Origin of the sequence: Kribbella sp. NPDC000426, from assembly GCF_040300265.1 — a bacterium.
In the GTDB taxonomy this organism is placed as follows: domain Bacteria; phylum Actinomycetota; class Actinomycetes; order Propionibacteriales; family Kribbellaceae; genus Kribbella.
Genome location: NZ_JBEPDK010000007.1, coordinates 393,433 through 418,515, shown reverse-complemented (window position 1 = coordinate 418,515; position 25,083 = coordinate 393,433). Strand labels below are relative to the sequence as shown.

Here is a 25,083-nt window from a genome sequence, read left to right as displayed (position 1 = left end):
GCCCTATAGCCGCCCTGTAGCCACGCTGTAGTTCCTCACTGACTCGGCGTAGGTGCCCTGGTCTGCTGCCCGAGGGGCACCTACGCCGAACCCTCTACCGCCCGCCTAGGATCGGGCCATGAGTCACACCGTGCTGGCCGAGTTGGTGGCCAATGTGCTGAAGGTCACCGCCAAGGCCGGGGACACGGTAGGCCCGGACGACACTCTGGTCATCCTGGAGTCGATGAAGATGGAGATCCCGGTGCTCGCCGAGGTGGCCGGCACCATCACCGAACTGAAGGTCGCCGAGGGCGAAGTAGTCCGCGACGGCGACCCGATTGCAGTCATAGAAGAGAAGTGATTCAACCGAAATGGCCGTCCGCGCGTCTTGTTCAGTGAGAGGTCTGGTCGGGAACTTCCGGCCGGGGCGCCGCGTTGAGCCGTCGTACGAACGACTCAGGGTTCTACCCGGGTCTTCCCGACGTGCGCAGAGGACGGTGACCGCGGCACCATGGCCTTCACGCTTATTGCCGAGAGGACCCAGGGAGGCGTCGCGGTGAAGCCCGCCGACACCAGGACCGCGCCCGCGCCGCAGGAGGCGCCGGAGGTGCTGCCCTCGTGGGACGAGATCGTTCGCACCCACTCCGCCCGGGTCTACCGGCTCGCCTATCGCCTGACCGGTAACAAGCACGACGCCGAGGACCTGACCCAGGAAGTGTTCGTCCGGGTCTTCCGCTCGCTGTCGTCGTACACGCCGGGCACCTTCGAAGGCTGGCTGTACCGGATCACCACGAACCTGTTCCTGGACGGCGCACGCCGCAAGCAGCGGATCCGCTTCGACGGCCTGCCCGAGGATGCGCACGACCGGCTGCCGGCCAAGGGCGAGGGCCCGGCCGAGAAGCTGGACTCCGACCTGTTCGACCACGACGTGCAGGACGCGCTCGACGCACTGCCCGAGGACTTCCGCGCCGCCGTCGTGCTGTGCGACATCGAGGGCATGACGTACGACGAGATCGCGGATGTCCTGGACGTGAAGCTCGGCACCGTCCGCAGCCGCATCCACCGCGGCCGCTCGATGCTGCGCAAGCACCTGGAGCACCGGGCCCCGCGGTCCGGCCAGACCCGGGTCGGCGGCCCGCCCGCCGACGGTGGCCTGTTCAGCGACGGAGGCGACCTCCGATGAGTCTGCACCCGCTCGACAAGTTGAGCGCCGTGGTCGACGGTGAGCTCGACCACGACTCCCGTGACAAGGTGCTGAGCCACCTGGTCGGCTGCGACACCTGCCGCGCCGAGGTGGACGCACAGCGCCGGCTGAAGGCCCGGATGGCCGGCCTGGACTCACAGGACCCGTCGACCGACCTCATGCAGCGCCTGATGGGTGTCTCGTCGTTCTCGACCGAGCCGCGCGAAGAGGTGCGCCCGGTGCTCACACCGGCGGTCAGCCTGTTCCCGCAGCGGTCCGCGTTCCCGGCCGGTCGCACCGGTGGCACTCGCCCGGGGCCCGCCCGTGGCACTCGGTCCCGCCGCCGCGCCGGCGTCCTGGGTGCAGCCGGATCCGCCGCCGCAGTCGCCTCCCTGCTCGGTACTGCGTTCGTCGTCGGCGACCCGTCCCGGTCGGAGCAGCCGCCGGCGCTGCAGCCGCCGGTCGCGAGCTTCTCCTCCGATCACGCGACCACGAGCGGCGGAGCGCCGTTCGCCGACCCGGTCGCCGTGCTGAACTCCTACAACGGTTCTGGGTACGCCGGGCTCACCTCGACGCTCCAGCCGGTGGCTCTGACAGGGCGCTGATCTGTGAGCCTGTCCCGGCTCGCCGTCCTGGTCAGCACAGCCCTGATCGGTTTCGGCCTGCCCACATCCGCAGCCGCCGTACCGGCCCTGTCCAAAGCAGACTCTCCGACCGCGGTGAGCTGGCTGCAGCGCGCGGCCGCCGCACCGAACCGGATCTCGTACCACGGCACGCAGATCATCACGGCCTGGGGACCGCAGGGCGCGAGCTCGGCGATGTTCGACATCACTCACGCGGCGTCACAGGGCTCCGAGATCAGCGTGCTCGGTTCGTCGTCCGCTCCGGGCGCGAAGGCGTTCGTCCAGCGCGCCACGACCACCGACGCCGCGATCGACGGCGGACCGTTGGCGCTGCTGCAGGCGACGTACCAGCTGGTCGACAAGTGCTGCACCGACGTCATCGGCCGGACCGCAGTGCTCGTCGAGGCCCTGCGGGACGACCAGACACTGGCTGCACGGTTCTGGATCGACAAGACGACCGGACTGCTCCTGCAGCGTCAGCTGTTCAGTGCGGACGGCAAGACGATGGTCCGGGCCACGGTCTTCACCGAGCTCGAGATCGAGAACTCCGAGTTCCTGGGCCACCTGCCGCCGATGCTGCCCAGCGGCGTCGAGGCCGTCGGCATGGGCAAGGTCGACAACCTGCGCTCCGAGGGCTGGGTCTGCGCCCCGGAGCTGCCCGCATCGCTCAAGCTGTACGACGTCCACCGCGACACCGCCAACGGCTCCCTGCAGTTCTCGTACTCCGACGGGCTGTTCAACGTCTCGGTGTTCGAGCAGCGCGGCTCGCTCGACCCGGCCGCGGTTGCGGGCTTCAGCAGCACCGACAGTCCGGGCGTCTACCAGCGGTACGGAATGCCGTCGTACGTCGTCTGGTCGTCCGGCGGGATCGTCTACACGCTGATCGGGGACCTGCCCCCGGACCAGCTCGGCGAGGTCGTCCGGGCGTTCGGGCACGACGTGCCGATCAAGCTGACGGCGATCGAGCGGCTGGGCACCGGACTGGCAAAAATCGCGACCTGGCTCACTCCGATGGGTGCACTCTCGCCGAAGCTGGGATAATCGAATGCGGAAGGTCCTCCGGTTACCCCCGGCAAGGGCCTCGACCGACGACCACGACGACGACGTGAGGCGGGGACCGTGACGAGCGACGACGCCGAGCCGACAGTTCCGAACCCAGCTACGGCGGATCCGTCCGCGGCCGCCGCCAGCACGCCTGAGCCGTCTGCCGGTCCCCCTCCCGCAGCCCCCGCACCGACCCAGCAGTCGCCGGTCGGAGCGTCGCCGCTCAGCGGCCTGACTCCGCCGTCGCTCGGCGCCGGCTCGATGCCGCTGCGCACACCGGGCTCCGACGCGGCGTACCGCCAGACGAACGGCGCCGGGGCCACGAACGGCGGACCGCAGGCGAGCGCCCGGTCCACCACCCAGCGCAGCTTCGGGCGGCCGGAGCCGCAGGAGCCCCGGTTCACGCCGCTGTACCCGGGTCAGGCCTGGCCGACCGCACAGCCGCAGTACCGGCCGACGTATGTCCCGCCGCCACCGGCCGACTGGCACGCGCAGCAGGCCCGGTCGTACACGAGCGAGCCGCCGAAGGTGAACCGCATCGTCACGATCGCGGCTCTGGTCGCGCTGATCATCGGCGTGCTCGCCGGAGCCGGTGCGGCGACCGTCGTCGTCGCGCTCGGCGGCGGCAGCAACGCCCCGATCGCCGATCAGCCCAACCCGCCGGTCGGCACCGGCGCCGACCCGAAGATCCGCACCGGCTCGGTCTCCGCGGTCGCCGCGACCCTTCTGCCGAGCGTCGTACAGCTGAAGGTCGAGGGCTCGGACAACTCCGACGCCACCGGATCCGGCTTCGTGATCGACAACGCCGGGCACATCCTGACCAACAACCACGTCGTCGCGGCCGCGGCGACCGGCGGCTCGATCCAGGTCGTGACGAACGGCAACAAGACCGCGACCGCCCGGCTCGTCGGCCGCTCCCCGGCGTACGACCTGGCCGTCGTGCAGGTGGTCGGCCTGGACGCGCCGTCGGTGCAGTTCGGCCGGTCCGACCAGGCGGTCGTCGGGCAGGACGTGGTGGCGATCGGTTCGCCGCTCGGCCTGGCCGGGACGGTCACGTCGGGCATCATCTCGGCCAAGAACCGGCCGGTGACGACCGGCGACGACACCGGCCAGGCGTCGTCGTACATCAGCGCGCTGCAGACCGACGCGGCGATCAACCCGGGCAACTCCGGCGGTCCGCTCGTCGACATGAACGCGCGGGTGATCGGCGTGAACTCCGCGATCGCGACCGTTCCGGGTGCCGGCGAGGGGCAGAGCGGCAGCATCGGGCTCGGGTTCGCGATCCCGATCGACCAGGCCCGGCGGACAGCGCAGCAGCTGATCGCGAACGGCAAGGCGTCGTACCCCGTGATCGGGGCGAGCGTGGACATGTCGTTCGAGGGCGGCGGCCGGGTCAGCGCTGTGACCGCGAACTCGCCGGCCGCGCGGGCGGGACTGCGGGTCGGTGACGTGATCACCTCGATCAACAACGAGCCGGTGGACAGCGCCGAGGTGCTGATCGTCGCGATCCGTACCCACCAGCCGGGAGAGGCCGTCCGGCTCGCGTACGAGCGCGGCGGGCGGTCCCGGACGGTTACCCTGACTCTCGCCCAGCAGATCGGCTGAACAGCTATGACCGGGCTCGATATAGGCTGGTCGGCGTCCGTGGAAAGAAGTGAGGTGGGGACATGTTCGGCATCGGACCACTCGAGCTGGTCGTGATCGCGATCGTCGCCGTACTCGTCTTCGGACCGGACCGGCTGCCGGAGTTCGCCCGGACGGCGGGACGTCTGCTGCGGCAGGTCCGTCAGATGGTCAACAACGCGCAGAACGACCTGCGTAGCGAGCTCGGTCCGGAGTTCGCCGACCTCGAACTCCAGGACCTGAACCCGAAGAACTTCGTCCGCAAGCACCTGCTCGACCCGATGGACGAGGACGAGAAGCCGGTCACCGAGTTCACCGAATCCGTGCCGGAGCGTCTCCCGGCCGGCCAGCGCCCGCCGTACGACCCCGAATCCACCTGACGCCCTACTTCCGCCGGAAGAGCAGGGCGGTCGCGACAGCACCGGCTGCCGCGGGCAGCAGCGCGAGGACTCCCCAGAGGGTCGTGTATGGGTGTACGCCGTACTCCGACGCGAGCAGGAGCGTCAGGCCCAGCGATGCTGTGATCAGAGTGGCGATGACGCCCAGGACGGCCGCAACCAGGCGGTGTGAGCGGGCCAGGCCGGCGACTGCCAGCCAGAGCAGCACGTCGAGGACGGCAACGCCGTACAGCAGGCCGTAGAGCGCCCCTGCGGACGCTTGCTTGCCATGCGAGGCGTACGCCGACGTGGCGTGGTCCAGCAGGCTGCGGCTGCCCGCCTGGTCGACGATCGCGATCACCGCGAGCAGGGCCGAGAGCCCGACCGCGATCAGCGCTGTGGATTTTTCAGAAAGTGACTGTCTCATGCAAGTGACTGTATCAGACAGTGACTTTCTGAAGCGTGCTACTGTCTGACCATGGCTACCGGTCTGCGGGAACGATGGCGCGTGAAGGCGCGACGGACGATCCAGGAGCGCGCGCTGGACCTGTTCGACGAGCGCGGGTTCGACGCGGTGACGATCGAGGAGATCGCCGCCGCGGCCGAGGTCTCGCCGTCGTCGGTCTACCGGTACTTCGGCACCAAGGAAGGCCTGATCGTCGCCGACGAGTTCGACACGATGAGCCAGGAGACGCTCGAGGAGATCCTCGACGTCGACGACCCGGTCGGCAGCATGATCCGGATCGTCCGCAACTACGAGGCGGCGCCCGAGGGCTCGGAGCCGGTCCCGTGGCGCCGGATCAGGTACTTCTTCAAGGAGCCCTCGGTCCGGACGGCGTTCTGCGCCTCCCTCGACCGCGCCGCCCAGCGGATCGCCCCGATGATGGCCGGCGGGCAGCTCACCGAGACCCAGTCCCGCGTCGCCGCGAACGCCCTGGTCTTCGGCTACTTCTCAGCCCTCGAGCAGTGGTACCTCGACGGCGGCGTGCACCCCGTCGCCCACTACGTCGAAGAAGGCCTCGAGCCCCTCCGCGCGATCTGGTCAGTCGGTGGCGAGTAGGTCGTAGGTGACCTTGTCGTCGAGGTGGGTGGAGATGTGGAAGGCGGCGCGTTCGGTGCCGACGTGCCGGAAACCGGCCTTCTCCGCGGTACGACGGGCCGAGGTGTTCGTGCCCGCCGTACGGATGAAGAGCCGGCGTCCGTCGAAGCCGTCCGCGTCGAAGTACCACTGGGCCACTCGCTGGATCGCCTCGGTCATCACACCGCGGCCCTGTGCGTCGGGGTGCATCCAGTAGCCCAGCTCGGCGTCGCGGACCTCGCCGCGGTGGATGCCGAACATGGTGAGATTCCCCAGCCCTTGGTCGGTTTCGGCGTCCGCAACGCACCAGTTGAACCGGCGGCCGGAGGCGGCCTGCTCGGCCATGTCCTTCAGCCAGAAGCGGGCGTCCTCCGCGGTGAACGGCTGTGGGATGAACGGCAGGAAGTGCGCGGTCGCCTGATTGGTCCGTGCCGTCGTGATGCGCGGGATCTCGTCCTCGCGCCACGTCCGTAGCCGCAGCCGCGGCGTCTCCAGGACCGGATTCTCGAACCAGGGGTGGCGCGGCTTCCGCTCGTCGTCGGGTCCGATCCACGCGGTCCAGGTGTCGACCCGCTCACCGCCTTCTTCCGCCATGTCCGGGATCGTCTCACCCAGGCGGAAGCCGGTCGCCCAGGCGACCCGGCGCGACGGCCAGTTCCGGACCTGCGCCCACCAGCGGATGACGTGGAAACCACAGGTGGAGAAGCCGAAGTCCAGGATCAGCCGCACCGCCCGGCTCATCACCCCGGCACCGCGGGCCCACGCCGACAGGCCGTAGTGCACGCGGGCGTTGCCGTCCACGTCGGGCTCCAGGGCGATGCTCCCGGCGTACCGGCCCTGGTACTCGATCACGAACATCAGCCGCTCGTGGCGCTTCCAGGCCTCGGTGATGCCGAAGGTGATCCACCGCCTCGCGTCCTCGTCGTTGCGGCGGGTGCCTTCGCGGTTGCGCTCGGCCTGCCCTTCGATGTCGTCGGGTCGGGGCGCACGAAGCGTCACCACCCCGTCGGTCAGGACCGGATGCTCAGCGGGAATCGGCACCCGGCCAAGTCAACACCAACCGGCGGCCACCTTCAGCCTGATTACGGGGCCGGCTTTATCGACCTGCGGGGGAGAGGCCGAGTTGGCGGCCGAGCAGGCCTCGGGGTTTGCCGCCCAGAGTCGTGGCGATCTGGTTGAGGACCTGGGCTGCGGGGGTGTCGGGGTCGGCCGCCGTGAGCGGCTGGCCGAGGTCGCCGCCGGAGCGGAGCCGTTCGTCCAGCGGGATCTCGCCGAGCAGCGGGATCGGGTACCCGAGGCGGGCGGACAGCGTCTCCGCGACGCGCGTGCCGCCGCCGGAGCCGAAGATCTCGATCCGGTGTTCGGGACCGCAGTGCGGGCACGGCAGGTACGACATGTTCTCGACCACGCCGGCCACCCGCTGGTGGACCATCTGCGCCATCGTCCCGGCGCGCTCGGCGACCTCCGCGGCGGCTTCCTGCGGCGTCGTCACCACGATGACCTCGGCGCTGGTCAGCCGCTGGCCGACCGAGATCGCGATGTCACCCGTGCCGGGCGGCAGGTCGAGCAGCAGTACGTCGAGGTCGCCCCAGTACACGTCGGCCAGCATCTGCACGAGCGCCCGGTCGAGGATCGGGCCGCGCCACGCGACGACTTGGTCGCGCTTCGGCTTCAGCATGCCGATCGAGATCACCTTCACGCCGTGTGCGGGCACCGGCATGATCATGTCGTCGACCGCGGTCGGCCGCTCGTCCGCGACGCCGAACATCGCCGGCACCGAGTGCCCGTAGATGTCCGCGTCCAGTACGCCGACCGACAGCCCCTGCCGCGCCATCGCGACCGCGAGGTTGACCGTCACCGAGGACTTGCCCACACCGCCCTTGCCGGAAGCGATCGCGAACACCTTGGTCAGCGAGTCCGGCCGGGCGAACGGGATCTCCTTCTCGGCCACACCGCCGCGCAGCTGCGTCTGCAGGGCCGCCCGCTGCTCGGCCGACATCACACCGAGGTCGATCTCGACCCCGGTGACACCGTCGAGTTTGCTCACCGCGGCGGTCACGTCGCGGCGGAGCGTGTCCTTCATCGGACAGCCCGCAACGGTCAGCAGAACACGCACGGCGACCACGCCGTCCTCGCGAACGACGACGGACTCGACCATGCCCAGATCCGTGATCGGCTTCTTGATCTCCGGATCCAGCACGCCACCGAGCGCCGTGGTCACCTGATCAGCAGTGGGAGCCATGCACCAAGGCTACGTGCTCACCCCACCGCACCCGACCACGGTCCATGTGACGTAGGCCCGGCAAGGCAACCCTAACTACAGGCCGGGAGCGCCGTAGATCGGGAACCAGCGGGAGAGGTCCTGCTCGAAATTGAGATCGGCGCCGATGACGGACTTGAGCTGGAGCTCGGTGGCGTTGTCGCGGCGGTCGGCGCCGGCGGGAACGAACGGGTACCAGGTGCCGCGCTTGTAGAGATAGACGAGGCCTACCGACTGGGTGCCGTTGCTGAAGGCGACCAGCGTGCACAGCAGGGCGTTGCCGAATCCGGCGTCGACCAGCGAGGTGTTCACGGCGTGCAGGTCGGTGACCAGGGTCTCCAGGTCGTCCGGAGCCGTCTGCCTGACCAACCAGGTGAAGCCGTACGAGTCCGTCGTACTGGTGAACTTGCCGTTGTCGAGCGCGAGCAGCTTGTCGACCTCGTCGCGCAGGGCCGAGAAGCCACCGCCTTCGGCCGCCTTGAAGCAGACCGATCCGCTGCCGGTCGGACGGTAGCCGGCCGCGGTCTCCAAGGTGATCGCGGCCGACGGAACAGAGAACAATTGGTCGAGGTTCGGCGGGACGGCTTTGCTCCGGCCGAGCAGGATATCGAGTAGACCCATGTGGCTAAGCTTGCTCGCCGAGCTCGCGGGACAGCACACCGAGGCGGTCGAGGCGCTTCTCCAGCGACGGGTGCGTCGAGAACAGCGACGACAGGCTGGCGCCGGCCTTGCCGGAGATCGCCGGGGCGAAGAAGAACGCGTTGAACGCCTCCGCCTGGCGCAGGTCGCGCGACGGTATCCGCGCGATGTCCCCGCTGATCTTGGTCAACGCCGACGCGAGCGCGGACGGGCGACCGGTCAGCATCGCGCCGGCCCGGTCGGCGGCCAGTTCGCGGTACCGCGACAGGGCACGGGTCAGCAGGAACGAGATCGCGTACACGGCGATCGACACGGCGATGATCGTCAGCACGATGACGGCGGTGTTCTGGTCGCGGTTGCGGCCGAGCCCGCCGTACAGGCCGAAGCGGGTGATCAGGCCGGCGAGGACGCCGAGGAACGACGCGATCGTCATCACCGCGACGTCGCGGTGGGCGACGTGCGAGAGCTCGTGCGACAGCACGCCCTCGAGCTCGTCCTGGTCCAGCCGGCGCATGATGCCGGTGGTCACGCAGACCACCGCGTTCTTCGGGTTGCGGCCGGTCGCGAACGCGTTCGGCAGGTCGACGTCGGCGATCGCGACCCGCGGCTTCGGCATGTCGGCCAGCGCGCACAGCCGGTCGATCGTGCCGTGCAGCTCCGGGGCCTCCTCCGGCGTGACGATCCGGCCGTGCATCGCGTACAGCGCGATCCGGTCGGAGAACCAGTACTGCACGAACAACGCACCGCCCGCGATGACGACCGCCAGGACGGCGCTCTTGGTCAGCGCGATCAGCAGTGCGACGAAACCGACGTACAGCAGACCGAGCAGGAAGCTGGTGATCAGCATCCGGCTGGACAGCCCGCGGTCAGGCGCGAATCGAGTCTTCATCCCACGTCCTTCCTCACCTGATAGTGAGGGTAGCTCGGGGTCAAACCCGGTCGTCCTCGCGGCTCTTCAGGTCCAGGTCGGCGAGCAGCGAGCGGAGCTCGGAACGGAGGAAGTCGCGGGTCGCGACCTCGCCGACGGCCATCCGCAGCGACGCCATCTCGCGGGCCAGGAACTCCATGTCCGCACGGGTCCTGGCGTCGACGTCGCGGTCGCGCTCGTACTGCACCCGGTCGCGGGCCTCCTGCCGGTTCTGGGCGAGCAGGATCAGCGGCGCGGCGTACGACGCCTGCAGGCTGAGCGCCAGTGTCAGGAAGATGAACGGGTACTGGTCGAACCGCACGCTCTCCGGCGCGAAGATGTTCCAGCCGACCCAGAACAGGATCGTCGCGGTCATGTAGACCAGGAACTGCCCGGTGCCGAGGAAGCGGGCGATCCGCTCGGACAGCCGGCCGAAGGCGTCCGCGTCGTACGTCGGCCGCGGTACGAACGTCCGTCGCCAGTCCCGCGGTACGTCGAGCCGCGTCGTACCGCGGAACAGCCGGCGCTCGTCCGAGGACCGGCGGTCGTCACGAGGCATCGTGGTCCCCCTCCTGCTCGCCAGGATCAGCGTGGTCAGCGTTGTCGGTGTGGTCGTGCTCCCGCCAGTCGTCCGGGAGCAGGTGATCCAGTACGTCGTCAACAGTCACCGCACCGAGCAAGCGGCCTTCGTCGTCCAGCACCGGCGCCGCGACCAGGTTGTACGTCGCCAGGTACTTGCTGACCGTCTGCAGGCTGTCATCCGGCCGCAGCCCGTCCAGATCCGTGTCCAGTGCTGCGGACACCAGCTCGGAGGGCGGTTCGCGCAGCAGCCGCTGGATGTGGCCGATCCCGATGAACCGCCCGGTCGGCGTCTCCAGTGGCGGGCGGCAGACGTAGATCATGGCGGCCAGAGCCGGGCTGAGATCCGCGTTGCGCACATGGGCGAGCGCGTCGGCCACAGTGGCGTCTACCGGCAGGATGACCGGCTCGGACGTCATCAGGCCGCCCGCGGTGTGCTCCTCGTAGGTCAGCAGCCGTCGTACGTCCTCTGCCTCCTCCGGCTCCATCAGCGTCAGCAGGCGCTCGGCGGTCTCGGTCGGCAGCTCGGCGATCAGGTCGGCCGCGTCGTCCGGCGACATCTCCTCCAGAACGTCGGCGGCTCGCTCGGTGTCCAGACCGTCGAGGATCTCGACCTGGATGTCCTCGGGCAGCTCCTCGAGCACGTCGGCCAGCCGCTCGTCGTCCAGCGCAGCTGCGATCTCCTTGCGTCGCTTGGCGGACAGGTCGTGCAGTACGCCGGCCAGGTCCGCGGCCCGCATCGAGTCGAAGGCGGCCAGGATGTGCGTGGCGCCCTGACCCTCCTCGTCCTGGGTGAACCCGGTGACGTCTCTCCAGTCGAGCACATAGGTCTGTCCGCGCCGCCGGAACCGCTTGGAGCCCTCCCGCACCGCCACCTTGGTCAGCAGCCAGTCGCGGGTTCTCCACTGCTCCATCGCCATGTCGAACACCACTGCGGTCGCACCCGTGTCGGCGATGGTGACAGTGCGATCGAGCAGCTCTCCCAGCACGAGTACCTCGGTCGCACGCTGCTCGAAACGCCGTACGTTGAGCAGGCCGGTCGTTATGACGTGGCCGACGTCGACAGAGGTGACACGGGTCATCGGCAGGAAGATGCGGCGCCGGGTGAACACCTCGACGACCAGGCCGAGCACGCGGGGCGGCTGGTTGTCCTGACGCATCATCGCCACCACGTCGCGGACCTTGCCGACCTGGTCCCCGTTGGGGTCGTAGACCGGCAATCCCGCCAACCGGGCGACGTACACGCGCGACGGTGATCCGGTCATGTCCGAAGGCTAACCCGCGGAGCCTACGTCTCAGCTGAGGACGCTTCGTAGACTTCTTACCTCGGGTTACGGCGAAGTGGGGACTGACATGCAGGGATCGACCGGGCTCGGGGCCGAGAGCGAGGCGGCGTACCTGGACCTGATCCGGTGGGGCGCGGCCTCACCGGTGGAGCTGGCGGCGCGGCTCGGGTGGCCGGTGGAGGAGGTGCAGCGGGCGGTCGACGGACTGCAGAGCGAAGGCTTCGTGCACCGTACGCCGGCGCCGGGCGAGCTGATCGTCCCGGTGCCGCCGGAGCTTGCCGTGGAGCAGTTGGTGCAGCGGCAGGAGGAGGAGTTCGAGCGGATCCGCAAGGCGGCGTACCGGCTGGCAGCCGAGGCGACCAGGCAGGGCGGCGCGCGGCGGACCGAGGAGCTCATCGAGATCGTCACCGGCGAGCCCGCAGTGGGGCTGGCCTTCGACCGGGTGCAGCGGACGGCTCGGGTCGAGATGCGTGAGCTGGTCGCACCGCCGTACGTCGCGTCGGCTGAGGTCAACAGCACGCAGCTGGCTAGGCAGGGCGCTGGTGTGGCCTATCGGGTCGTCTATGACAGCTCAGCGCTCGGAGACGCCGTACTGGCCGCCAGCGCCGTCAGCCACGTGCGAGCAGGGGAGCAGGCGCGGATTGCAGACGTCCTGCCGACCAAGCTCGCCGTAGCGGATCGGGAGCTCGCACTGCTGCCGCTGGACTGGGCTACACCGGCGCAGGACGCCGCTCTGCTGGTGCATCCGTGCAGTCTGCTCGATGCACTCGTCGCGCTGTTCGAGACCGTGTGGAACCGCGCCAGCCCGCTCTCGGTGACCGACTCGGACGGTCTGCAGGCGGAAGAGGCGATGTCAGCCGAGGACAGGCACCTCCTGTCGTTGCTGGTCGCTGGTCTGACCGACGATGCGGCCGGTGCGCGGCTCGGGATCAGCCGGCGCACGGTGGCGCGGCGGGTGCAGCAGCTGATGGAGCAGACGCACTCACGGTCGCGGCTGCAGCTCGGTTGGCATGCCCGAGACCGAGGTTGGCTCTGACCCGACCTTGACCTGATTGGTCGTGTCCCGTTTGCGCCAGGCGGATCGATAGCAGTCCGGGCGCAGCTCCACATGTAATGCGGGGATTGCTGCCCCTCCCCTCAGCTTGGAGCTGTCGTGTCCCTCTCCTCCGCCCGTCGCGGGCTGACCGCCGTGGGCGCGGCCGTGCTGGCGCTGAGCGCCGCCACCGTGCCCCCGGCCGGCGCCGCGCCCACTGGTCCTCCGGTGTCTGCTGGTTCGACCAACACAGTCACCCTGATCACCGGTGACAAGGTCTCCGTGACGACCGTCGCCGGCCGCCCGACCGCGACTGTGCGCAAGCCGAACGGCACTCCGGCCGGAGCGCACGTCATGGCCGTAGGCAACGACCTGTACGTCTACCCGGACGCCGCCCTCCCGTACCTCGCCTCCGGCGTTCTCGACCAGCGACTGTTCAACGTCACCGAACTCCTGACCGACGGGTACGACGACGCGCACAGCGACGGCACGCCGCTGATCGTCTCGTACAACCAGGCGCGCAAGCAGACACCGCCGGCGGGAGCCCGGCAGACCCTGGTGCTCAGCAGCATCCGCGGCGCCGCCGTGACCGCCGACCACGACCAGGCCACCGCGTTCTGGTCGTCCTTCACCGGCGGTACCCCGGCTGCCCGCGCGGTGCCCAGCGGAATCGCGAAGATCTGGCTGGACGGCAAGGCGAAGGCGAGCCTCGCCGACACGACGGCACAGATCGGCGCACCGGAAGTCTGGCAGGGCGGTGACACCGGTCAAGGCGTCGACGTGGCAGTCCTGGACACGGGCATCGACGCCGGGCACCCGGACTTCGCCGGCCGGATCGTCGCCTCCACCAGCTTCGTCCCCGGACAGGACGTCACCGATCGCAACGGTCACGGCACCCACGTCGCCTCGACGATCGCCGGCACCGGTGCAGCGTCGAACGGCAAGGAGCAGGGCGTCGCACCGGGCGCCGGTCTGCACATCGGCAAGGTCCTGGACGACAGCGGCAGCGGTCAGGACTCCTGGATTCTCGCCGGCATGGAGTGGGCCGCGCGTGACCAGCACGCCAAGGTGATCAGCATGAGCCTCGGCTCAGGTCCGTCCGACGGCACCGACCCGATGAGCCAGGCAGTCAACACGTTGAGCGCGGAGACCGGCGCCCTGTTCGTCATCGCGGCCGGCAACTCGGGTCCGGATCCGTACAGCGTCTCCGCACCCGGTGCGGCGGACGCTGCGCTGACTGTTGGTGCGGTCGACGGTGCGGATCGACTGGCCAGCTTCTCCAGCCGCGGTCCGCGACTCGGCGACAGTGCGCTCAAGCCCGACCTGACCGCTCCCGGTGTCGACGTACTCGCGGCTCGGTCGCACTACTCGCCCGAAGGGGAGGGGTCGTACGTCGCGATGAGTGGGACCTCGATGGCCACTCCACACGTCGCTGGCGCGGCCGCATTGCTGGCGCACGCGCATCCTGACTGGAGCGGGCAGCAGTTGAAGGACGCATTGGTCAGCTCGACCAAGACCACGGTCCAGTACAGCCCGTTCGCAGCAGGTGCCGGTCGGCTCGATGTGGCCGCCGCCGTACGCGGCACGCTGTTCTCGTCCGGCTCCGCCTTCGCTGCGGTCAAATGGCCGTACCCGGCGAGTGGACTGGTGCAGAAAGACGTCACCTACACGAACGACGGCACCGAACCTGTCACGTTGAACCTGTCCCTCAAGAACCAAGGCATCCCGGCGGGCCTCTTCAGTCTGACGGCCCCGCAGGTGACAGTCCCGGCCCACGGTACGGCGACTGTCGGTGTGGTCAGCCACCTCGACCTGGCGGCCGACGACGCCGGCTACAGCTCGATGCTCACGGCAACAGACGCCGACGGGACAGCCCGCGCGCACAACGCCATCGGCGTGAGCAAGCAGAGCGAACGAGTCAAACTGTCCATTCGCACCAAGGACCCGCATGGCGCTCCGTTGCCGGGTGTCGTCGTGCTGAAGGACATCAAGCGCGACGTCGTACCGCAGGTGTTCATGGTCGACGAGAGCGGCAGTCTGGACGTCAACGTGCGTCCCAGCACCTACGCCGGTTGGATGTACGCCGACGTTCGCGGTCTGGAGGGTGTTCACTCGCTGGGTCGAGCTGTCATCAGTCAGCCGGAGGTGGAGGTCGCCCAGGACCGGACGCTGATGTTCGACGCAGCCGGACTGCGCAAGGTCGCCGCGGTCACGCCACGACCGACGGAGAACACGTACGTCCGAGTGGACCAGTACCGCAGCTACGGCACCCTGCATCGCTTCGTCGACACGTATCAGCTCGAGTGGTGGCTTTACGACTCTCTCTGGGCCACGCCGACCCGCAAGGTGACACAAGGCTCGTACACGTTCGCGACGCGCTGGCGACAGGAGCAGCCGGCGCTGACCGTCGGTTCGTTCGGCGCCATGGTCCAGAGCCTCTCCCCGAAGCTTCCGGAAGGCGCCGGCATCAATCAGGCGGTTTATGTGGGTGACGGCGCGGACTTCGCGAAGTACGACGTCCGCGGCAAGATCGCGGTTGCCCAGCGCAACGACGTCGTACCGCCGACGGAGCAGGCAGCATCCGCTGCGCGCGCCGGTGCGAAGATGCTGTTGCTGTTGAACGACGGCTACGGTCCGCTGGATGCCTGGGCCGACCTGCCGATCGAGGATGCGCCGGCGCTGCCAGTGGCATCGCTGACCACCGACCAGGGTCGGCAGCTGCTTGCGCACAGCCCGAAGCTGCTGTCCGTGGTCTCGCATCCGTGTCCGGACTATCTGTACGACCTCGTCCAGCACCACGACGGAGCAGTGCCGAGTGACCCTGGCTATCGACCCAGTGCGCGGGACCTGGCGCGGATCGACGAGTCCTACCGAGACACCAAGCCTGGAGACGCGGTCGACGTCCGTTTCGACCTGTCGACCGACTTCACCTGGGCTGTGGCGGCCGCAGCCTCGACTGTGCCCGCGCAGGGTGACCACACCGTCTGGGTGACTGCCAGTCCGAAGGTGAAGTGGCTCAGCATGGCCGCCGTACCCGATCTGTCGCAGCAGGGGTCCTCGCTGTCCTATCGGGCAGGTAGCACGACGAAGGAGACCTGGTTCGGCGGCATCCAGCGGCCGCGGCTGTTGAGCGACAGCGCGCTCTCGACTCCGCCCTCGCGGGTCGGCGACATCATCAGCGTCTTCACCCTGCCCGGCTGGGCCGACTCCGGCCCACACCAGGGCATCGTGTACGACGTGGGCGCCCAGGTGACCACTGCGCTGTACCAGGGCGACACGCTGCTCGGTGAGGGAGCAGACATGCTCTCGGTCGAGGTGCCGCCCGAGTCAGCGCCGTACCGGCTGGTCGTCGACACCACGCGTGATCTACCTGGCCGGCCGTACTCGCCACGGACGCACACCGAGTGGGGCTTCGTCTCCGGTCAGGCCGACTACGCGAACCTGGAGACGCTTCCGCTGCTCCAGCTCGACTATTCGGTCGCGACGGACCTGTCGGGCAAGGCGAAGCGTCACACGGATCTCGAGGTGGCTGCCTCGCACCTTCCGGGTGCTGCGGGGACGGGGAAGGTCACTGCGGCGACGCTGGAGCTGTCGTACGACGACGGCGCGACGTGGCGACCGGTCCGGCTGCAGCGCTCCGGAGCCGGTTGGCGAGCCAAGTTGGACGCACCGGCGTCAGCCAACTACGCGAGTCTGCGGGTGACGGCGCGCGACGCGGCAGGTAACAGCGTGACCCAGACCGTCGAGCGGGCCTTCGGAGTGCGCTAGCCCCGCACTAGCTCAGCTTCGGGCGCCGGCGGATCGGGCGGTGCAACGTCGTCGGCGGCTTCCCACGGGTCGTGGCTCTGGTGGGCACCGGAGCCTCGGCCCGTGGGGTCGCGTCGTACCGTCCGGTTGCCTCGGTGATCTCACCGGTCGGGTCCAGGACGAGGATGTCGGCCTCGGTCTGCCAGCGTTCGAGCTGCGTGTCCAGGCCGGCCGCGTTCAGGCGGTCGGTCCGCAGTACCTGGGCGGCTTGCGTCCACTCGTCGGTACCCGGCGTCAGCCGCCGGACCGTGGCCTTCCAGCTCGCCAGCCGGTTGGTGGCCGGCTTGGCCGGTACGACGACCTCGACCGACGTGGCCGTCGCCAGTCCGGGCAGTGGCTGTTCGGCGCTGTCGGCCGCGTCCGCGAGAACGACGTACTGTCCGTCGACCGTGGCGAACCAGGCCGGTGCGGGCCGGCCACCGTCCCAGGCCAGCCAGACCAGCCCGGCCTTCTTCATCACCGCGGCGATCTCCGTCACAGCGTCCTCGTTCTCCACGGGCCAAGAGTGTCACAGTGAGCGATGTCACCGGGCAGGTCGCGTGCGTTTCGCCGTACGCTGCCGGTGACCGGTGGGTAACCGAGTGGAGGTCACATGTCGGAGCAGGTGCTACGCAGTCGACGGTCGTGTCTGGCCACGCCCGGGTCCAACCCGCGGTTCCTGGCCAAGGCGAAGGGACTGGATGCCGACCAGGTGTTCCTGGACCTCGAGGACTCGGTCGCCCCGATCGCCAAGCCGGACGCCCGGAAGAACATCGTCGCCGCGCTGAACGAAGGCGGCTGGGGCACGAAGCTCCGCGTGGTCCGGGTGAACGACTGGACCACCGAGTGGACGTACGCCGATGTGATCGAGGTCGTCGGCGGCGCCGGCGCGAACCTGGACTGCATCATGCTGCCGAAGGTGCAGACCGCCGAGCAGGTGGTCGCGCTCGACCTGCTGCTCACCCAGTTGGAGAAGGTCCACGGGTACGAGCCGGGCCGGATCGGCATCGAGGCGCAGATCGAGAACGCCCTGGGCCTGACCAACGTGAACGCGATCGCACAGGCCTCGCCGCGGGTCGAGACGATCATCTTCGGCCCGGCCGACTTCATGGCGTCGATCAACATGAAGTCGCTGGTGGTCGGCGAGCAGCCGCCCGGCTACGACGTCGGCGACGCCTACCACTACATCCTGATGCAGATCCTGATGGCCGCGCGGGCGCACGGGAAGCAAGCGATCGACGGCCCGTACCTGCAGATCAAGGACGTCGACGGCTTCCGCCGCGTCGCGGGTCGCTCGGCCGCGCTCGGCTTCGACGGCAAGTGGGTCCTGCACCCGGACCAGATCGCCGCAGCCAACGAGGTCTACTCGCCCCGCCAGGACGACTACGACCACGCCGAGAACATCCTCGATGCCTACGACCACTACACCTCGGCCGCCGGCGGCGGACGCGGCGCGGTCATGCTCGGCGACGAGATGATCGACGAGGCGTCCCGCAAGATGGCCCTGGTCATCTCCGCCAAGGGCCGCGCCGCCGGTCTGACCCGCACCGACATCTGGCAGCCGCCGGCGGACTAGGGCCCGACCTGGGCCATGATCGCGAGCAGGTGGCCGTCGGGGTCGGGGAAGAAGGCCATCCACTCCTCGACGCCGTTGTCGTGCTTGTGGATCAGGTGCGGAGCCTGCTCGAATTCCACCCCACGGTCGCGGAGTTCGTCGTAGGCCGTCTGGATGTCGTCGACGCGGAAGTACAGGATCGAAGGCTCGGCCGGCTCGTCGGTGGCGCTCAGGAACAACCGGGTGCCGCCGCAGTCGAAGAAGGCGAGATCGCCGAACGTGTACAGGTGCGGGAGACCCAGGACGTCGCCGTAGAACTCCACTGCTTTCTGGATATCGCTGACCGGTCGGGCGATCTGCCCGATGACACCTAGCTCCATCGCTTGGGCTCCTTGTCCTCGTAGCGCGCTGTCCGCGGGCACGCCGCGCCAGCTGCGAAGCTCGGCCCGGCGGTGCAGGCCGAGCTTCAGCAGGGCGTTCGCGACGTGGAACTTGACCGCGTCGACGCTGACTCCGCGGCGCTGCGCGATCTCGCGGTTCGACATGCCGTGGCGCACCAGGTGCACCACCCGCCACTCGGCAGGCGTCAGTACATCGGGATGTCTCGGTCGTCCGCGGGTGCCCACGTCGCCACGGTAAGGCCGGAAGGCGGCGAATTACCCTCCCCTCAGAGGCTCCAGACCTTGTAGATGCGGATCGGTTTCACCGGCGGGCCGTCCTGGTCGGGGTCGGCGATGCCCGCGGCGACCATCCGGTCGAACGTCGACATGCCCGCGATCACGTGACCGAGGACGGTGTAGTTCGGCGCGATGTTCGCGAACGAGTGGACGACGAAGAACTCCGAGCCGTTGGTCCCCGGGCCTTGGTTGCCGTAAGCAACGGTGCCGCGCGGGTAGGTCTCCTGGCCGGTCACCTCGTCCGGGAACTTGTACCCCGGTCCGCCTTCCTCCTGGCGGTAGATGTCACCGCACTGGAGCACGCCGAGGCGCGTCGAGTTCGTCAGCCGGAAGCACTGTGTCGAGTCGTAGAACCGGCTCTGCACCAGGTGGACGAAGTTGTGCACTCCGCAGGGCGCGTTGGCCCGGTCCATCCGGACGACGAACGGGCCGTAGTTCGTCACGAAGAACACGTCGACCGTGCCCTTCGCGCGGGCCGTCGGGGACGGGATCCGCACCGGCTTGGCGGCCGGGTTCTCGGGGGTCGGCGTGAATTCGCACGTCACGACCGGCTTCGGGTGCCGGACGGGCGTTGCGGAAGCCGTCGAAGTGGTCAGCGTCGCGGCGACGAGGGTGGCCGCGATCAGGGCGGGAATCGATCGCTTCATGCGACACACCGTAGTACTCCGATCGCACTCTGCAGAGGTTCCGGAAGGCTTTCTGAAGGTTTCGGCCGCGGACTCGATCATCCCGCGCTTCCCGCCTAAGGTGTTGCGGTCCACTGCGGAAGGTGTGGTTCGTGAACGGCGAGGTACTGGCAGGTCGGTACCGGTTGGTGTCCCTGCTCGGCAGGGGCGGTGCAGGTGAGGTGTGGCAGGCCGAGGACACCGTCCTCGCCCGCCAGGTGGCGGTCAAACTCCTCAGGAGTCTCGAGGGCGACCCCATGGACGCCGTCCAGCGGTTCCGGGCGGAGGCGCAGGCCGCGGCCCGGCTGTCGCATCCCAACGTCGTCGCGACGTACGACGTAGGCGCTGCCGGCGACCACGTGTTCCTGGTGATGGAGCTGGTCCAGGGCCCCGACCTGCAGAAGCTCATGCGTACTGCGGGGCTGCCGTCGGCCGATCTGGTCACGGACATCGCCGTCCAGGGCGCCCGCGCTCTGGACGCGGCCCACGAGGCCGGGATCGTCCATCGCGACGTCAAACCGGGCAATCTGCTGCTGGCACCCGACGGCACGCTCAAGATGACCGACTTCGGCATCGCCAAGCGCGCCGGCAACGAGACGACCGGACTGGGCGTCCTGCTCGGTACGGCGTCGTACGTGTCGCCGGAGCAGGTCCGTGGCGAGCCGGCCACACCCGCCAGCGACTGGTACTCGTTCGGCTGCGTCCTGCACGAGCTCCTGACCGGCACGCCGCCGTTCACCGGGCCGACCGTCGACGTGGTGATGCGCCAGCACCTCGACGCACCGCCGCCGCCGATCGCGCGGACCGACGTACCGCCGGAGCTGTCGAATCTCGTCACGCACCTGCTGGCGAAGAACCCGGCAGACCGGCCGTCGTCGTCCGCTGACGTCAGTGCGCTTCTCGCACCGGCCAACCAGACCCAGGTGCTGGCGTTCGCGCCGCCTGCGGCTGCGGAGGACGTTCTCGGCGTCGGCAAGTGGGAGGACGACGACGAGCAGGCTGCTACGTCTGCGCACCGAGCGCCGCGACAGGCGCTGCCGTTGGCAAAGATCGGCGTGGCGGCTGCTGTCGTCGTAGTCGGCGTAGTGGCCGCTCTGCTGCTCCGAGCCGGTCTGACGACCGATCCGCCAGCCCAGGCCGGTGGTACGCCGTCAGCGCCGGTGGTGAAGGCGACCAGTGCGCCCAAGACCACGCCGAAGCCCAAGCCTTCGACGACTCCGTCGAAGAAGCCCACGCCCAAGCCGACTCCCAAGGAGACGCCGCAGAACCCGCAGGCGGCTCTGGTGCAGAACCTGCGCACGCTGGCCGCACAGGTCCGTGCGACGCAGCAGGGCAGCCGCAGCAAGGCGCCACGCGACGCGGCGCAGCAGCTGGACCGGGCCGCCGAAGCACTCGACCACGGCGACCTGGACTCAGCAGCGCGGAACTTCTATGCAGCCCGGCAGCGTCTGTTCGAGGCGCAGCAACGCCACCGCTGGCAGGCGACCCCGCAGATCATTGCCCTGTTCCAGACAGTCGGGCAGGCACTCCCGCGGCCGCAGCACGACAACAACGAGTGAGCCACGCGACCTCCGCCAGGTGGTCGATGTCACAGCGGGTGTCACCCTCGTCCCGGGATGCTGGGAACCGCGATACTCGCGGGTAAGCCGTCCCGGGACGACAGGAGGCGCAGCATGAGCAGGTTGCAGCAGACCGAGGGGCTCACGGACATCCAGGAAGAGATCCTGAAGACGGTCCGGGCGTTCGTCGAGGCGGAGATCCTCCCGGTCGCCACCGAGCTCGAGCACCGCGACGAGTACCCGACCGAGATCGTCGAGGGCCTCAAGGAGCTCGGCCTGTTCGGGCTGATGATCCCCGAGGAGTACGGCGGGCTGGGCGAGTCGCTGCTCACGTACGCGCTGTGCGTCGAGGAGATCGCCCGCGGCTGGATGAGCGTCTCCGGCATCATCAACACACACTTCATCGTCGCGTACCTGCTGCTGCAGCACGGCACCGACGAGCAGAAGCAGAAGTACCTGCCCCGGATGGCGACCGGCGAGGTCCGCGGCGCGTTCTCGATGTCCGAGCCGGGCTGTGGCTCGGACGTGTCCGCGATCAAGACCAAGGCCACTCGCGACGGCGACGGCTACGTGATCAACGGCCAAAAGATGTGGCTGACCAACGGCGGCTCGTCGAACCTGGTCGCCGTACTCGTGAAGACCGACGAGGGGCAGGACTCGGTCTACCGGAACATGACCACGTTCCTGGTCGAGAAGGAGCCCGGCTTCGGTGAGGTCTCGCCGGGGCTGACCGTGCCCGGGAAGATCGAGAAGATGGGTTACAAGGGCGTCGACACGACCGAGCTGGTCTTCGACGGCTACCGGATCGACGGCGCGCAGATCCTCGGCGGCGTACCGGGCAAGGGCTTCTACCAGATGATGGACGGCGTCGAGGTCGGCCGGGTGAACGTCGCCGCCCGCGGCTGCGGTGTGGCGCGGCGGGCCTTCGAGCTGGGCATCTCGTACGCGCAGCAGCGGGAGACGTTCGGCAAGAAGATCGCCGATCACCAGGCGGTGCTGTTCCGGCTGGCCGACATGGCGGTGAAGGTCGAGGCGGCGCACGAGCTGATGGTGAAGGCGGCCCGGAAGAAGGACAGCGGCTCCCGCAACGACTTCGAGGCCGGCGTGGCGAAGTACCTGGCCAGTGAGTACTGCGCCCAGGTGGTGGAGGACTCGTTCCGCATCCACGGCGGCTACGGCTTCTCCAAGGAGTACGAGATCGAACGCCTCTACCGCGAGGCCCCGATGCTCCTGATCGGAGAAGGCACGGCCGACATCCAACGCATGATCATCGGCCGCCGCCTCCTCGAGGACTACAAGCTCTAAAGCTTGACCAGCACCCACCGCTGCGAATGCAGGGCACGGCACGCCGACGCATAGACGTTGCCGGAACCGAACGTCACGCAGCCATGGGTGTGGACGTTCTTCACGTAGGCACCGTCACTCTTCACGTCCAGCGTGAACCGCTGGTAGTCGGTCCCGTTGCACCGCACCGTCATCAGGCCGTTGATGCTGTCGTCCAGGCAGTAGCCGATGAAGGTGCGGTTCGAGAAGACCCTGGTGTTCGGCGGCGCGTTGGTGTCCCACTGCTGGTCCGTGTCGTGCGAGTTGCACGTCTGCATCCACAGACCGTCGCTGGAGTCCGCGATGCAGAGGTTCGTCCCGAGCGCCTTCATCATGTAGACACCCAGGTAGACCGTGCTCTGCGCCGGCGATGTCGCAGCTACCAGCCCAGCCGCAGCCACGGCCAATGTGCTCAGCACCCCGAGTAGCTTTCGCATGTGCTCTCCCTTGTCCTGGCCGCGGAGCGGCGGCCGGGACAACCATCCCGGGAGGTGCTGACGAAGTGCTGACGGTTGGCTGACGGCCGGGGCGCTGGGTCGACAGGCGGGGCGGTGCCGGTCGGCCCAGCGCTCGGCGGGGCAGGGGCTAGGGGGTGTGCGCCGGCGGCCGGGTGTGGCCGGAGCCGTGGCCGGACAGGAGCCAGATGCCGAGCTGGGTGATTTCGTGGCGCACGGATGCGCCGGCCCGGCGGGTGGTGATGAGGCCGGCCTCCCGCAGTACCGTCGCCTGGTGGCTGGCGGCGGCCGGGGAGATCCCGCAGCGCTTGGCCAGCTCGGTCGTCGTACAGCCGCTGACGGTGGCCTCCAGGGCCGCCGCGCGGGTCGAGCCGAGCAGTGACCCGAGCGGGTCACTCGACAGTGCAGGCTCCGCCGACGCCTGCCGCAGGATCCCCGGCGCGTGCTGGATCGGGTACACCAGGATCGGTTTGAGGTCCGGGTCCCGCAGCTTGGTCGGTACCTGCCAGCAGAACGCCGAGGGCTGCAACTCGATTCCCCTGCCATCGAGATACAGGTCGCGGTCGTTCATGTCCAGCACCTGCAGGACCGGTGCGACCCACCGGACCCGCGGATGCAGTGACGACAACAGCCGGTCCACCCCGTGGCGGGCCAACGCCTCCCCACGATGGGCGTGGTCCGCGGACACATGCGTGCCGATCGACTTCCAGTACGGCGCGATTGCCGCATCGTGGTATGTCCGGATGGCCCGGCCGAGCTTGTGCATCGAGGTCCGGCCGCCCTGCGCCAGCTCCCGCGTCCACGGCGACGCCGGACGGTACGTCCCGAGCAGGTCGATCTGGCTGCGCAGCTGTTGCCGCGGCGTCGCCAGCGTCTGCTCCAGCGCGGAGTCGAAGTCCGGTGCGGACTCGGCCGGCGTCAGGAAGTCGGGGGAGTAGCCCTTGGACGGGGTCAGCTCCAGCAGCAGCCGCATCTGGTCCGGTGCGACCTTGGTCCGCACGTGGCGGCGCCAGTCCTCGAAGATGAGCCGGCCGTCCGAGTGCTGCAGCATGTGCAGGCTGAGCAGCACCTCCCAGAGCGGCGCCGGCGTGGTCGCGACGGTGACGCGGGCAAGGTCCCGTGGCGTGAAGTGGATTCGAAGCACCGCAAGTCCCTCCCCTCGGTCGCAGAACGTGCTCGATTCCTGACCGAACGCGACGGCAGAATTCAATCAAGGCAGCGGATTGGTCCACAACCGTTTGAACATTCCAATCCGCAAGTACTCCTGGCCATGGCAAAAGGTTGCCAAGTCGGGTATCAGACGGTAGAGAACACCCGGGTCACAGCCAGTGGTTCCGCTTGAACAACCGGTAAAGGACGAAGCACGCCGAGGCCATCACACCGAGGACGACGAAGTACGCGTACTTGAGGCGGAGCTCGGGCATGTAGTCGAAGTTCATGCCGTAGATACCGGCGATCATCGTCGGCACCGCGAGGATGGCGACCCAGGCCGAGATCCGCCGCATGTCCTCGTTCTCGGCCACCTGCACCTGGGCCAGCCCGGCCTGCAGGATCGAGCTGAGCAGCTCGTCGAACGAGATCACCTGCTCCTTCACTCGCTGCAGGTGGTCGTCGACGTCGCGGAAGTAGTTCCTGGTCTCGTCGGCGATCAGCGGGTTGCGCAGGGTCGACAATGCGCGCATCGGGCCGGTCAGCGGCGCTACAGCCCGCTTGAGCTCCAGAACCTCGCGCTTCAGCTGGTAGACCTTGTCGATGTTCCGCCAGCCACGCGGTGTGAACATGCCTGTCTCGATCGAGTCGATGTCGGCCTGTACGGCGTCCGCGACCTCCAGGTACCGGTCGACGACGTGGTCGGCGATCGCGTGCAGTACTGCGCCTGGACCGGTGGCGAGCCGTTTCGGCTCCTTCTCGAGCTCCTGGCGCAGTCCGGTCAGCTCACTGTGCTCACCATGCCGGACCGTGACGACGAAGCCGGGTCCGCAGAACACCATGACCTCACCGGTCGCCACGACCTCGCTCGTAGCGGTCAGGTCCCGGTGCGGGACGTACGTGACCGTTTTGAAGACGGCGAACAGAGTGTCGGCGTACCGCTCGAGTTTGGGGCGCTGGTGTGCCTCCGACGCATCCTCCAGCGCCAGCGGGTGCAGGCCGAACTCGTGGCCGATGATGGCGAGCTGGTGGTCGGTGGGCTCGAACAGGCCGATCCAGACGAACCCCTGGCCGCGGCGGGCCCTGGCCAGCGCGTCGGTGTAGGAGTTGACCCGCTGGTCGCGGACGCCGTCGCGGTACAGACCCCAGTCGACCAGGGCGCCCTCGAGCTTGCCGGTGACCACGTCGTCCGGCGGGCGGCCGTCAGCGCCACCGCGGCGGGCGAAGACCCGTCCTACTCGGCGTGTCGCGCCCATGTCCCACCGTCGCCCGGCCATCACGGCGAGGCTATCAAGACGCGGTA

General features: G+C 68.9%; 25 protein-coding genes. 12 read left to right on the top strand and 13 right to left on the bottom strand.

The features are described from left to right. Window positions 1–118: 118 nt before the first annotated feature. The 6 genes from ABT313_RS33625 (at window position 119) to ABT313_RS33600 (ending at window position 4,832) form a co-directional block, all read left to right on the top strand. Window positions 119–340: a biotin/lipoyl-binding carrier protein gene (locus ABT313_RS33625; RefSeq protein ID WP_350862123.1), complete on the top strand. Its 222-nt coding sequence runs from the start codon at window positions 119–121 to the stop codon at window positions 338–340. A gap of 150 nt (window positions 341–490) precedes the next feature. Continuing rightward, the gene (gene sigE, locus ABT313_RS33620) at window positions 491–1,162 is read left to right on the top strand and encodes an RNA polymerase sigma factor SigE (protein WP_350862121.1); all 672 of its coding nucleotides are present in this window, start codon (window positions 491–493) and stop codon (window positions 1,160–1,162) included. Beyond that, complete coding sequence (locus ABT313_RS33615) at window positions 1,159–1,767, top strand: anti-sigma factor family protein (RefSeq protein WP_350862119.1); 609 nt, start codon at window positions 1,159–1,161, stop codon at window positions 1,765–1,767. The genes sigE and ABT313_RS33615 overlap by 4 nt, the downstream gene beginning before the upstream one ends. Before the next feature lie 3 nt (window positions 1,768–1,770). Next, complete coding sequence (locus tag ABT313_RS33610; protein ID WP_350862117.1) at window positions 1,771–2,826, top strand: sigma-E factor regulatory protein RseB domain-containing protein; 1,056 nt, start codon at window positions 1,771–1,773, stop codon at window positions 2,824–2,826. Window positions 2,827–2,904: 78 nt separating this feature from the next. Further along, on the top strand, window positions 2,905–4,434 hold the full coding sequence (locus tag ABT313_RS33605) for a S1C family serine protease (RefSeq protein WP_350862115.1): 1,530 nt from the start codon (window positions 2,905–2,907) through the stop codon (window positions 4,432–4,434). Window positions 4,435–4,496: 62 nt separating this feature from the next. Next, window positions 4,497–4,832: a sec-independent translocase gene (locus ABT313_RS33600; RefSeq protein WP_350862113.1), complete on the top strand. Its 336-nt coding sequence runs from the start codon at window positions 4,497–4,499 to the stop codon at window positions 4,830–4,832. 4 nt (window positions 4,833–4,836) lie between these two features. On the opposite strand, the gene ABT313_RS33595 is transcribed toward ABT313_RS33600, so the two are convergent. Continuing rightward, window positions 4,837–5,256, bottom strand: coding sequence for a hypothetical protein (locus tag ABT313_RS33595; protein ID WP_350862111.1), 420 nt, complete (start codon window positions 5,254–5,256; stop codon window positions 4,837–4,839). A gap of 51 nt (window positions 5,257–5,307) precedes the next feature. Here ABT313_RS33595 and ABT313_RS33590 point away from each other — a divergent pair, with 51 nt between their 5' ends. Further along, window positions 5,308–5,889: a TetR/AcrR family transcriptional regulator gene (locus ABT313_RS33590; RefSeq protein WP_350862109.1), complete on the top strand. Its 582-nt coding sequence runs from the start codon at window positions 5,308–5,310 to the stop codon at window positions 5,887–5,889. Here the strand turns inward: ABT313_RS33590 and ABT313_RS33585 are convergent. The 6 genes from ABT313_RS33585 to ABT313_RS33560 form a co-directional block, all read right to left on the bottom strand. Further along, window positions 5,872–6,948 (bottom strand): GNAT family N-acetyltransferase, encoded by a 1,077-nt coding sequence (locus tag ABT313_RS33585; RefSeq protein WP_350862107.1) that lies wholly within the window; start codon window positions 6,946–6,948, stop codon window positions 5,872–5,874. The two genes, ABT313_RS33590 and ABT313_RS33585, sit on opposite strands and share 18 nt — an antisense overlap. A gap of 55 nt (window positions 6,949–7,003) precedes the next feature. Continuing rightward, window positions 7,004–8,149, bottom strand: a complete 1,146-nt coding sequence (locus ABT313_RS33580) for an Mrp/NBP35 family ATP-binding protein (protein WP_350862105.1) — start codon at window positions 8,147–8,149, stop codon at window positions 7,004–7,006. 75 nt (window positions 8,150–8,224) lie between these two features. After that, window positions 8,225–8,788 (bottom strand): PspA-associated protein PspAB, encoded by a 564-nt coding sequence (gene pspAB, locus ABT313_RS33575; protein ID WP_350862103.1) that lies wholly within the window; start codon window positions 8,786–8,788, stop codon window positions 8,225–8,227. A 4-nt stretch (window positions 8,789–8,792) separates the two neighbouring features. Continuing rightward, on the bottom strand, window positions 8,793–9,695 hold the full coding sequence (htpX, locus tag ABT313_RS33570; protein WP_350862101.1) for a zinc metalloprotease HtpX: 903 nt from the start codon (window positions 9,693–9,695) through the stop codon (window positions 8,793–8,795). A 40-nt stretch (window positions 9,696–9,735) separates the two neighbouring features. Further along, the gene (locus ABT313_RS33565) at window positions 9,736–10,272 is read right to left on the bottom strand and encodes a DUF1003 domain-containing protein (protein WP_350862099.1); all 537 of its coding nucleotides are present in this window, start codon (window positions 10,270–10,272) and stop codon (window positions 9,736–9,738) included. Continuing rightward, window positions 10,262–11,557 carry a magnesium transporter MgtE N-terminal domain-containing protein gene (locus tag ABT313_RS33560; RefSeq protein ID WP_350862097.1) on the bottom strand — a complete coding sequence of 432 codons (1,296 nt, stop codon included), beginning with the start codon at window positions 11,555–11,557 and terminating at the stop codon, window positions 10,262–10,264. Before ABT313_RS33560 ends, ABT313_RS33565 begins: the two co-directional genes overlap by 11 nt. 88 nt (window positions 11,558–11,645) lie before the next feature. Between ABT313_RS33560 and ABT313_RS33555 the strand changes: the two genes are divergently transcribed. Together ABT313_RS33555 and ABT313_RS33550 are read left to right on the top strand one after the other, a co-directional pair. After that, window positions 11,646–12,614, top strand: coding sequence for a transcriptional regulator TrmB (locus ABT313_RS33555; protein WP_350862095.1), 969 nt, complete (start codon window positions 11,646–11,648; stop codon window positions 12,612–12,614). A 117-nt stretch (window positions 12,615–12,731) separates the two neighbouring features. Further along, a complete protein-coding gene (locus ABT313_RS33550) occupies window positions 12,732–16,379 on the top strand; it encodes a S8 family serine peptidase (protein ID WP_350862093.1) in 3,648 nt (1,215 codons plus the stop codon). 7 nt (window positions 16,380–16,386) lie between these two features. Here the strand turns inward: ABT313_RS33550 and ABT313_RS33545 are convergent, their stop codons facing one another. Next, window positions 16,387–16,914, bottom strand: coding sequence for a hypothetical protein (locus ABT313_RS33545; protein WP_350862091.1), 528 nt, complete (start codon window positions 16,912–16,914; stop codon window positions 16,387–16,389). Window positions 16,915–17,010: 96 nt separating this feature from the next. Between ABT313_RS33545 and ABT313_RS33540 the strand changes: the two genes are divergently transcribed. Further along, the gene (locus ABT313_RS33540; protein WP_350862089.1) at window positions 17,011–17,973 is read left to right on the top strand and encodes an HpcH/HpaI aldolase/citrate lyase family protein; all 963 of its coding nucleotides are present in this window, start codon (window positions 17,011–17,013) and stop codon (window positions 17,971–17,973) included. Here ABT313_RS33540 and ABT313_RS33535 read toward each other — a convergent pair. Both ABT313_RS33535 and ABT313_RS33530 read right to left on the bottom strand, forming a co-directional pair. Further along, the gene (locus tag ABT313_RS33535) at window positions 17,970–18,578 is read right to left on the bottom strand and encodes a VOC family protein (protein WP_350862087.1); all 609 of its coding nucleotides are present in this window, start codon (window positions 18,576–18,578) and stop codon (window positions 17,970–17,972) included. The genes ABT313_RS33540 and ABT313_RS33535 overlap by 4 nt on opposite strands. Window positions 18,579–18,619: 41 nt before the next feature. Next, window positions 18,620–19,276: a peptidylprolyl isomerase gene (locus ABT313_RS33530; RefSeq protein ID WP_350862085.1), complete on the bottom strand. Its 657-nt coding sequence runs from the start codon at window positions 19,274–19,276 to the stop codon at window positions 18,620–18,622. Window positions 19,277–19,407: 131 nt separating this feature from the next. Between ABT313_RS33530 and ABT313_RS33525 the strand changes: the two genes are divergently transcribed. Both ABT313_RS33525 and ABT313_RS33520 read left to right on the top strand, forming a co-directional pair. Further along, window positions 19,408–20,853 (top strand): serine/threonine-protein kinase, encoded by a 1,446-nt coding sequence (locus ABT313_RS33525; protein WP_350862083.1) that lies wholly within the window; start codon window positions 19,408–19,410, stop codon window positions 20,851–20,853. A 114-nt stretch (window positions 20,854–20,967) separates the two neighbouring features. Then, entirely contained in the window at window positions 20,968–22,158 is a 1,191-nt protein-coding gene (locus ABT313_RS33520) for an acyl-CoA dehydrogenase family protein (RefSeq protein WP_350862081.1), read from the top strand. Here ABT313_RS33520 and ABT313_RS33515 read toward each other — a convergent pair. The 3 genes from ABT313_RS33515 to ABT313_RS33505 form a co-directional block, all read right to left on the bottom strand. After that, the gene (locus ABT313_RS33515; protein ID WP_350862079.1) at window positions 22,155–22,613 is read right to left on the bottom strand and encodes an RICIN domain-containing protein; all 459 of its coding nucleotides are present in this window, start codon (window positions 22,611–22,613) and stop codon (window positions 22,155–22,157) included. The genes ABT313_RS33520 and ABT313_RS33515 overlap by 4 nt on opposite strands. Window positions 22,614–22,761: 148 nt before the next feature. After that, a complete protein-coding gene (locus tag ABT313_RS33510) occupies window positions 22,762–23,775 on the bottom strand; it encodes an ArsR/SmtB family transcription factor (protein WP_350862077.1) in 1,014 nt (337 codons plus the stop codon). Between the two features lie 175 nt (window positions 23,776–23,950). Further along, a complete protein-coding gene (locus ABT313_RS33505) occupies window positions 23,951–25,057 on the bottom strand; it encodes a magnesium and cobalt transport protein CorA (protein WP_350862075.1) in 1,107 nt (368 codons plus the stop codon). Between the last annotated feature and the right edge of the window lie 26 nt (window positions 25,058–25,083).

Excerpts from the sequence above, each read along its gene's own strand:
- ABT313_RS33590 (WP_350862109.1), top strand. The coding sequence starts at position 5,308 with ATGGCTACCGGTCTGCGGGAACGATGGCGCGTGAAGGCGCGACGGACG.
- ABT313_RS33555 (WP_350862095.1), top strand. The coding sequence starts at position 11,646 with ATGCAGGGATCGACCGGGCTCGGGGCCGAGAGCGAGGCGGCGTACCTG.
- ABT313_RS33595 (WP_350862111.1), bottom strand. The coding sequence starts at position 5,256 with ATGAGACAGTCACTTTCTGAAAAATCCACAGCGCTGATCGCGGTCGGG.
- ABT313_RS33565 (WP_350862099.1), bottom strand. The coding sequence starts at position 10,272 with ATGCCTCGTGACGACCGCCGGTCCTCGGACGAGCGCCGGCTGTTCCGC.
- ABT313_RS33580 (WP_350862105.1), bottom strand. The coding sequence starts at position 8,149 with ATGGCTCCCACTGCTGATCAGGTGACCACGGCGCTCGGTGGCGTGCTG.
- ABT313_RS33615 (WP_350862119.1), top strand. The coding sequence starts at position 1,159 with ATGAGTCTGCACCCGCTCGACAAGTTGAGCGCCGTGGTCGACGGTGAG.
- htpX (WP_350862101.1), bottom strand. The coding sequence starts at position 9,695 with ATGAAGACTCGATTCGCGCCTGACCGCGGGCTGTCCAGCCGGATGCTG.
- ABT313_RS33530 (WP_350862085.1), bottom strand. The coding sequence starts at position 19,276 with ATGAAGCGATCGATTCCCGCCCTGATCGCGGCCACCCTCGTCGCCGCG.
- pspAB (WP_350862103.1), bottom strand. The coding sequence starts at position 8,788 with ATGGGTCTACTCGATATCCTGCTCGGCCGGAGCAAAGCCGTCCCGCCG.
- ABT313_RS33540 (WP_350862089.1), top strand. The coding sequence starts at position 17,011 with ATGTCGGAGCAGGTGCTACGCAGTCGACGGTCGTGTCTGGCCACGCCC.
- ABT313_RS33505 (WP_350862075.1), bottom strand. The coding sequence starts at position 25,057 with ATGGCCGGGCGACGGTGGGACATGGGCGCGACACGCCGAGTAGGACGG.
- ABT313_RS33520 (WP_350862081.1), top strand. The coding sequence starts at position 20,968 with ATGAGCAGGTTGCAGCAGACCGAGGGGCTCACGGACATCCAGGAAGAG.
- ABT313_RS33625 (WP_350862123.1), top strand. The coding sequence starts at position 119 with ATGAGTCACACCGTGCTGGCCGAGTTGGTGGCCAATGTGCTGAAGGTC.
- ABT313_RS33515 (WP_350862079.1), bottom strand. The coding sequence starts at position 22,613 with ATGCGAAAGCTACTCGGGGTGCTGAGCACATTGGCCGTGGCTGCGGCT.
- sigE (WP_350862121.1), top strand. The coding sequence starts at position 491 with ATGGCCTTCACGCTTATTGCCGAGAGGACCCAGGGAGGCGTCGCGGTG.
- ABT313_RS33560 (WP_350862097.1), bottom strand. The coding sequence starts at position 11,557 with ATGACCGGATCACCGTCGCGCGTGTACGTCGCCCGGTTGGCGGGATTG.
- ABT313_RS33600 (WP_350862113.1), top strand. The coding sequence starts at position 4,497 with ATGTTCGGCATCGGACCACTCGAGCTGGTCGTGATCGCGATCGTCGCC.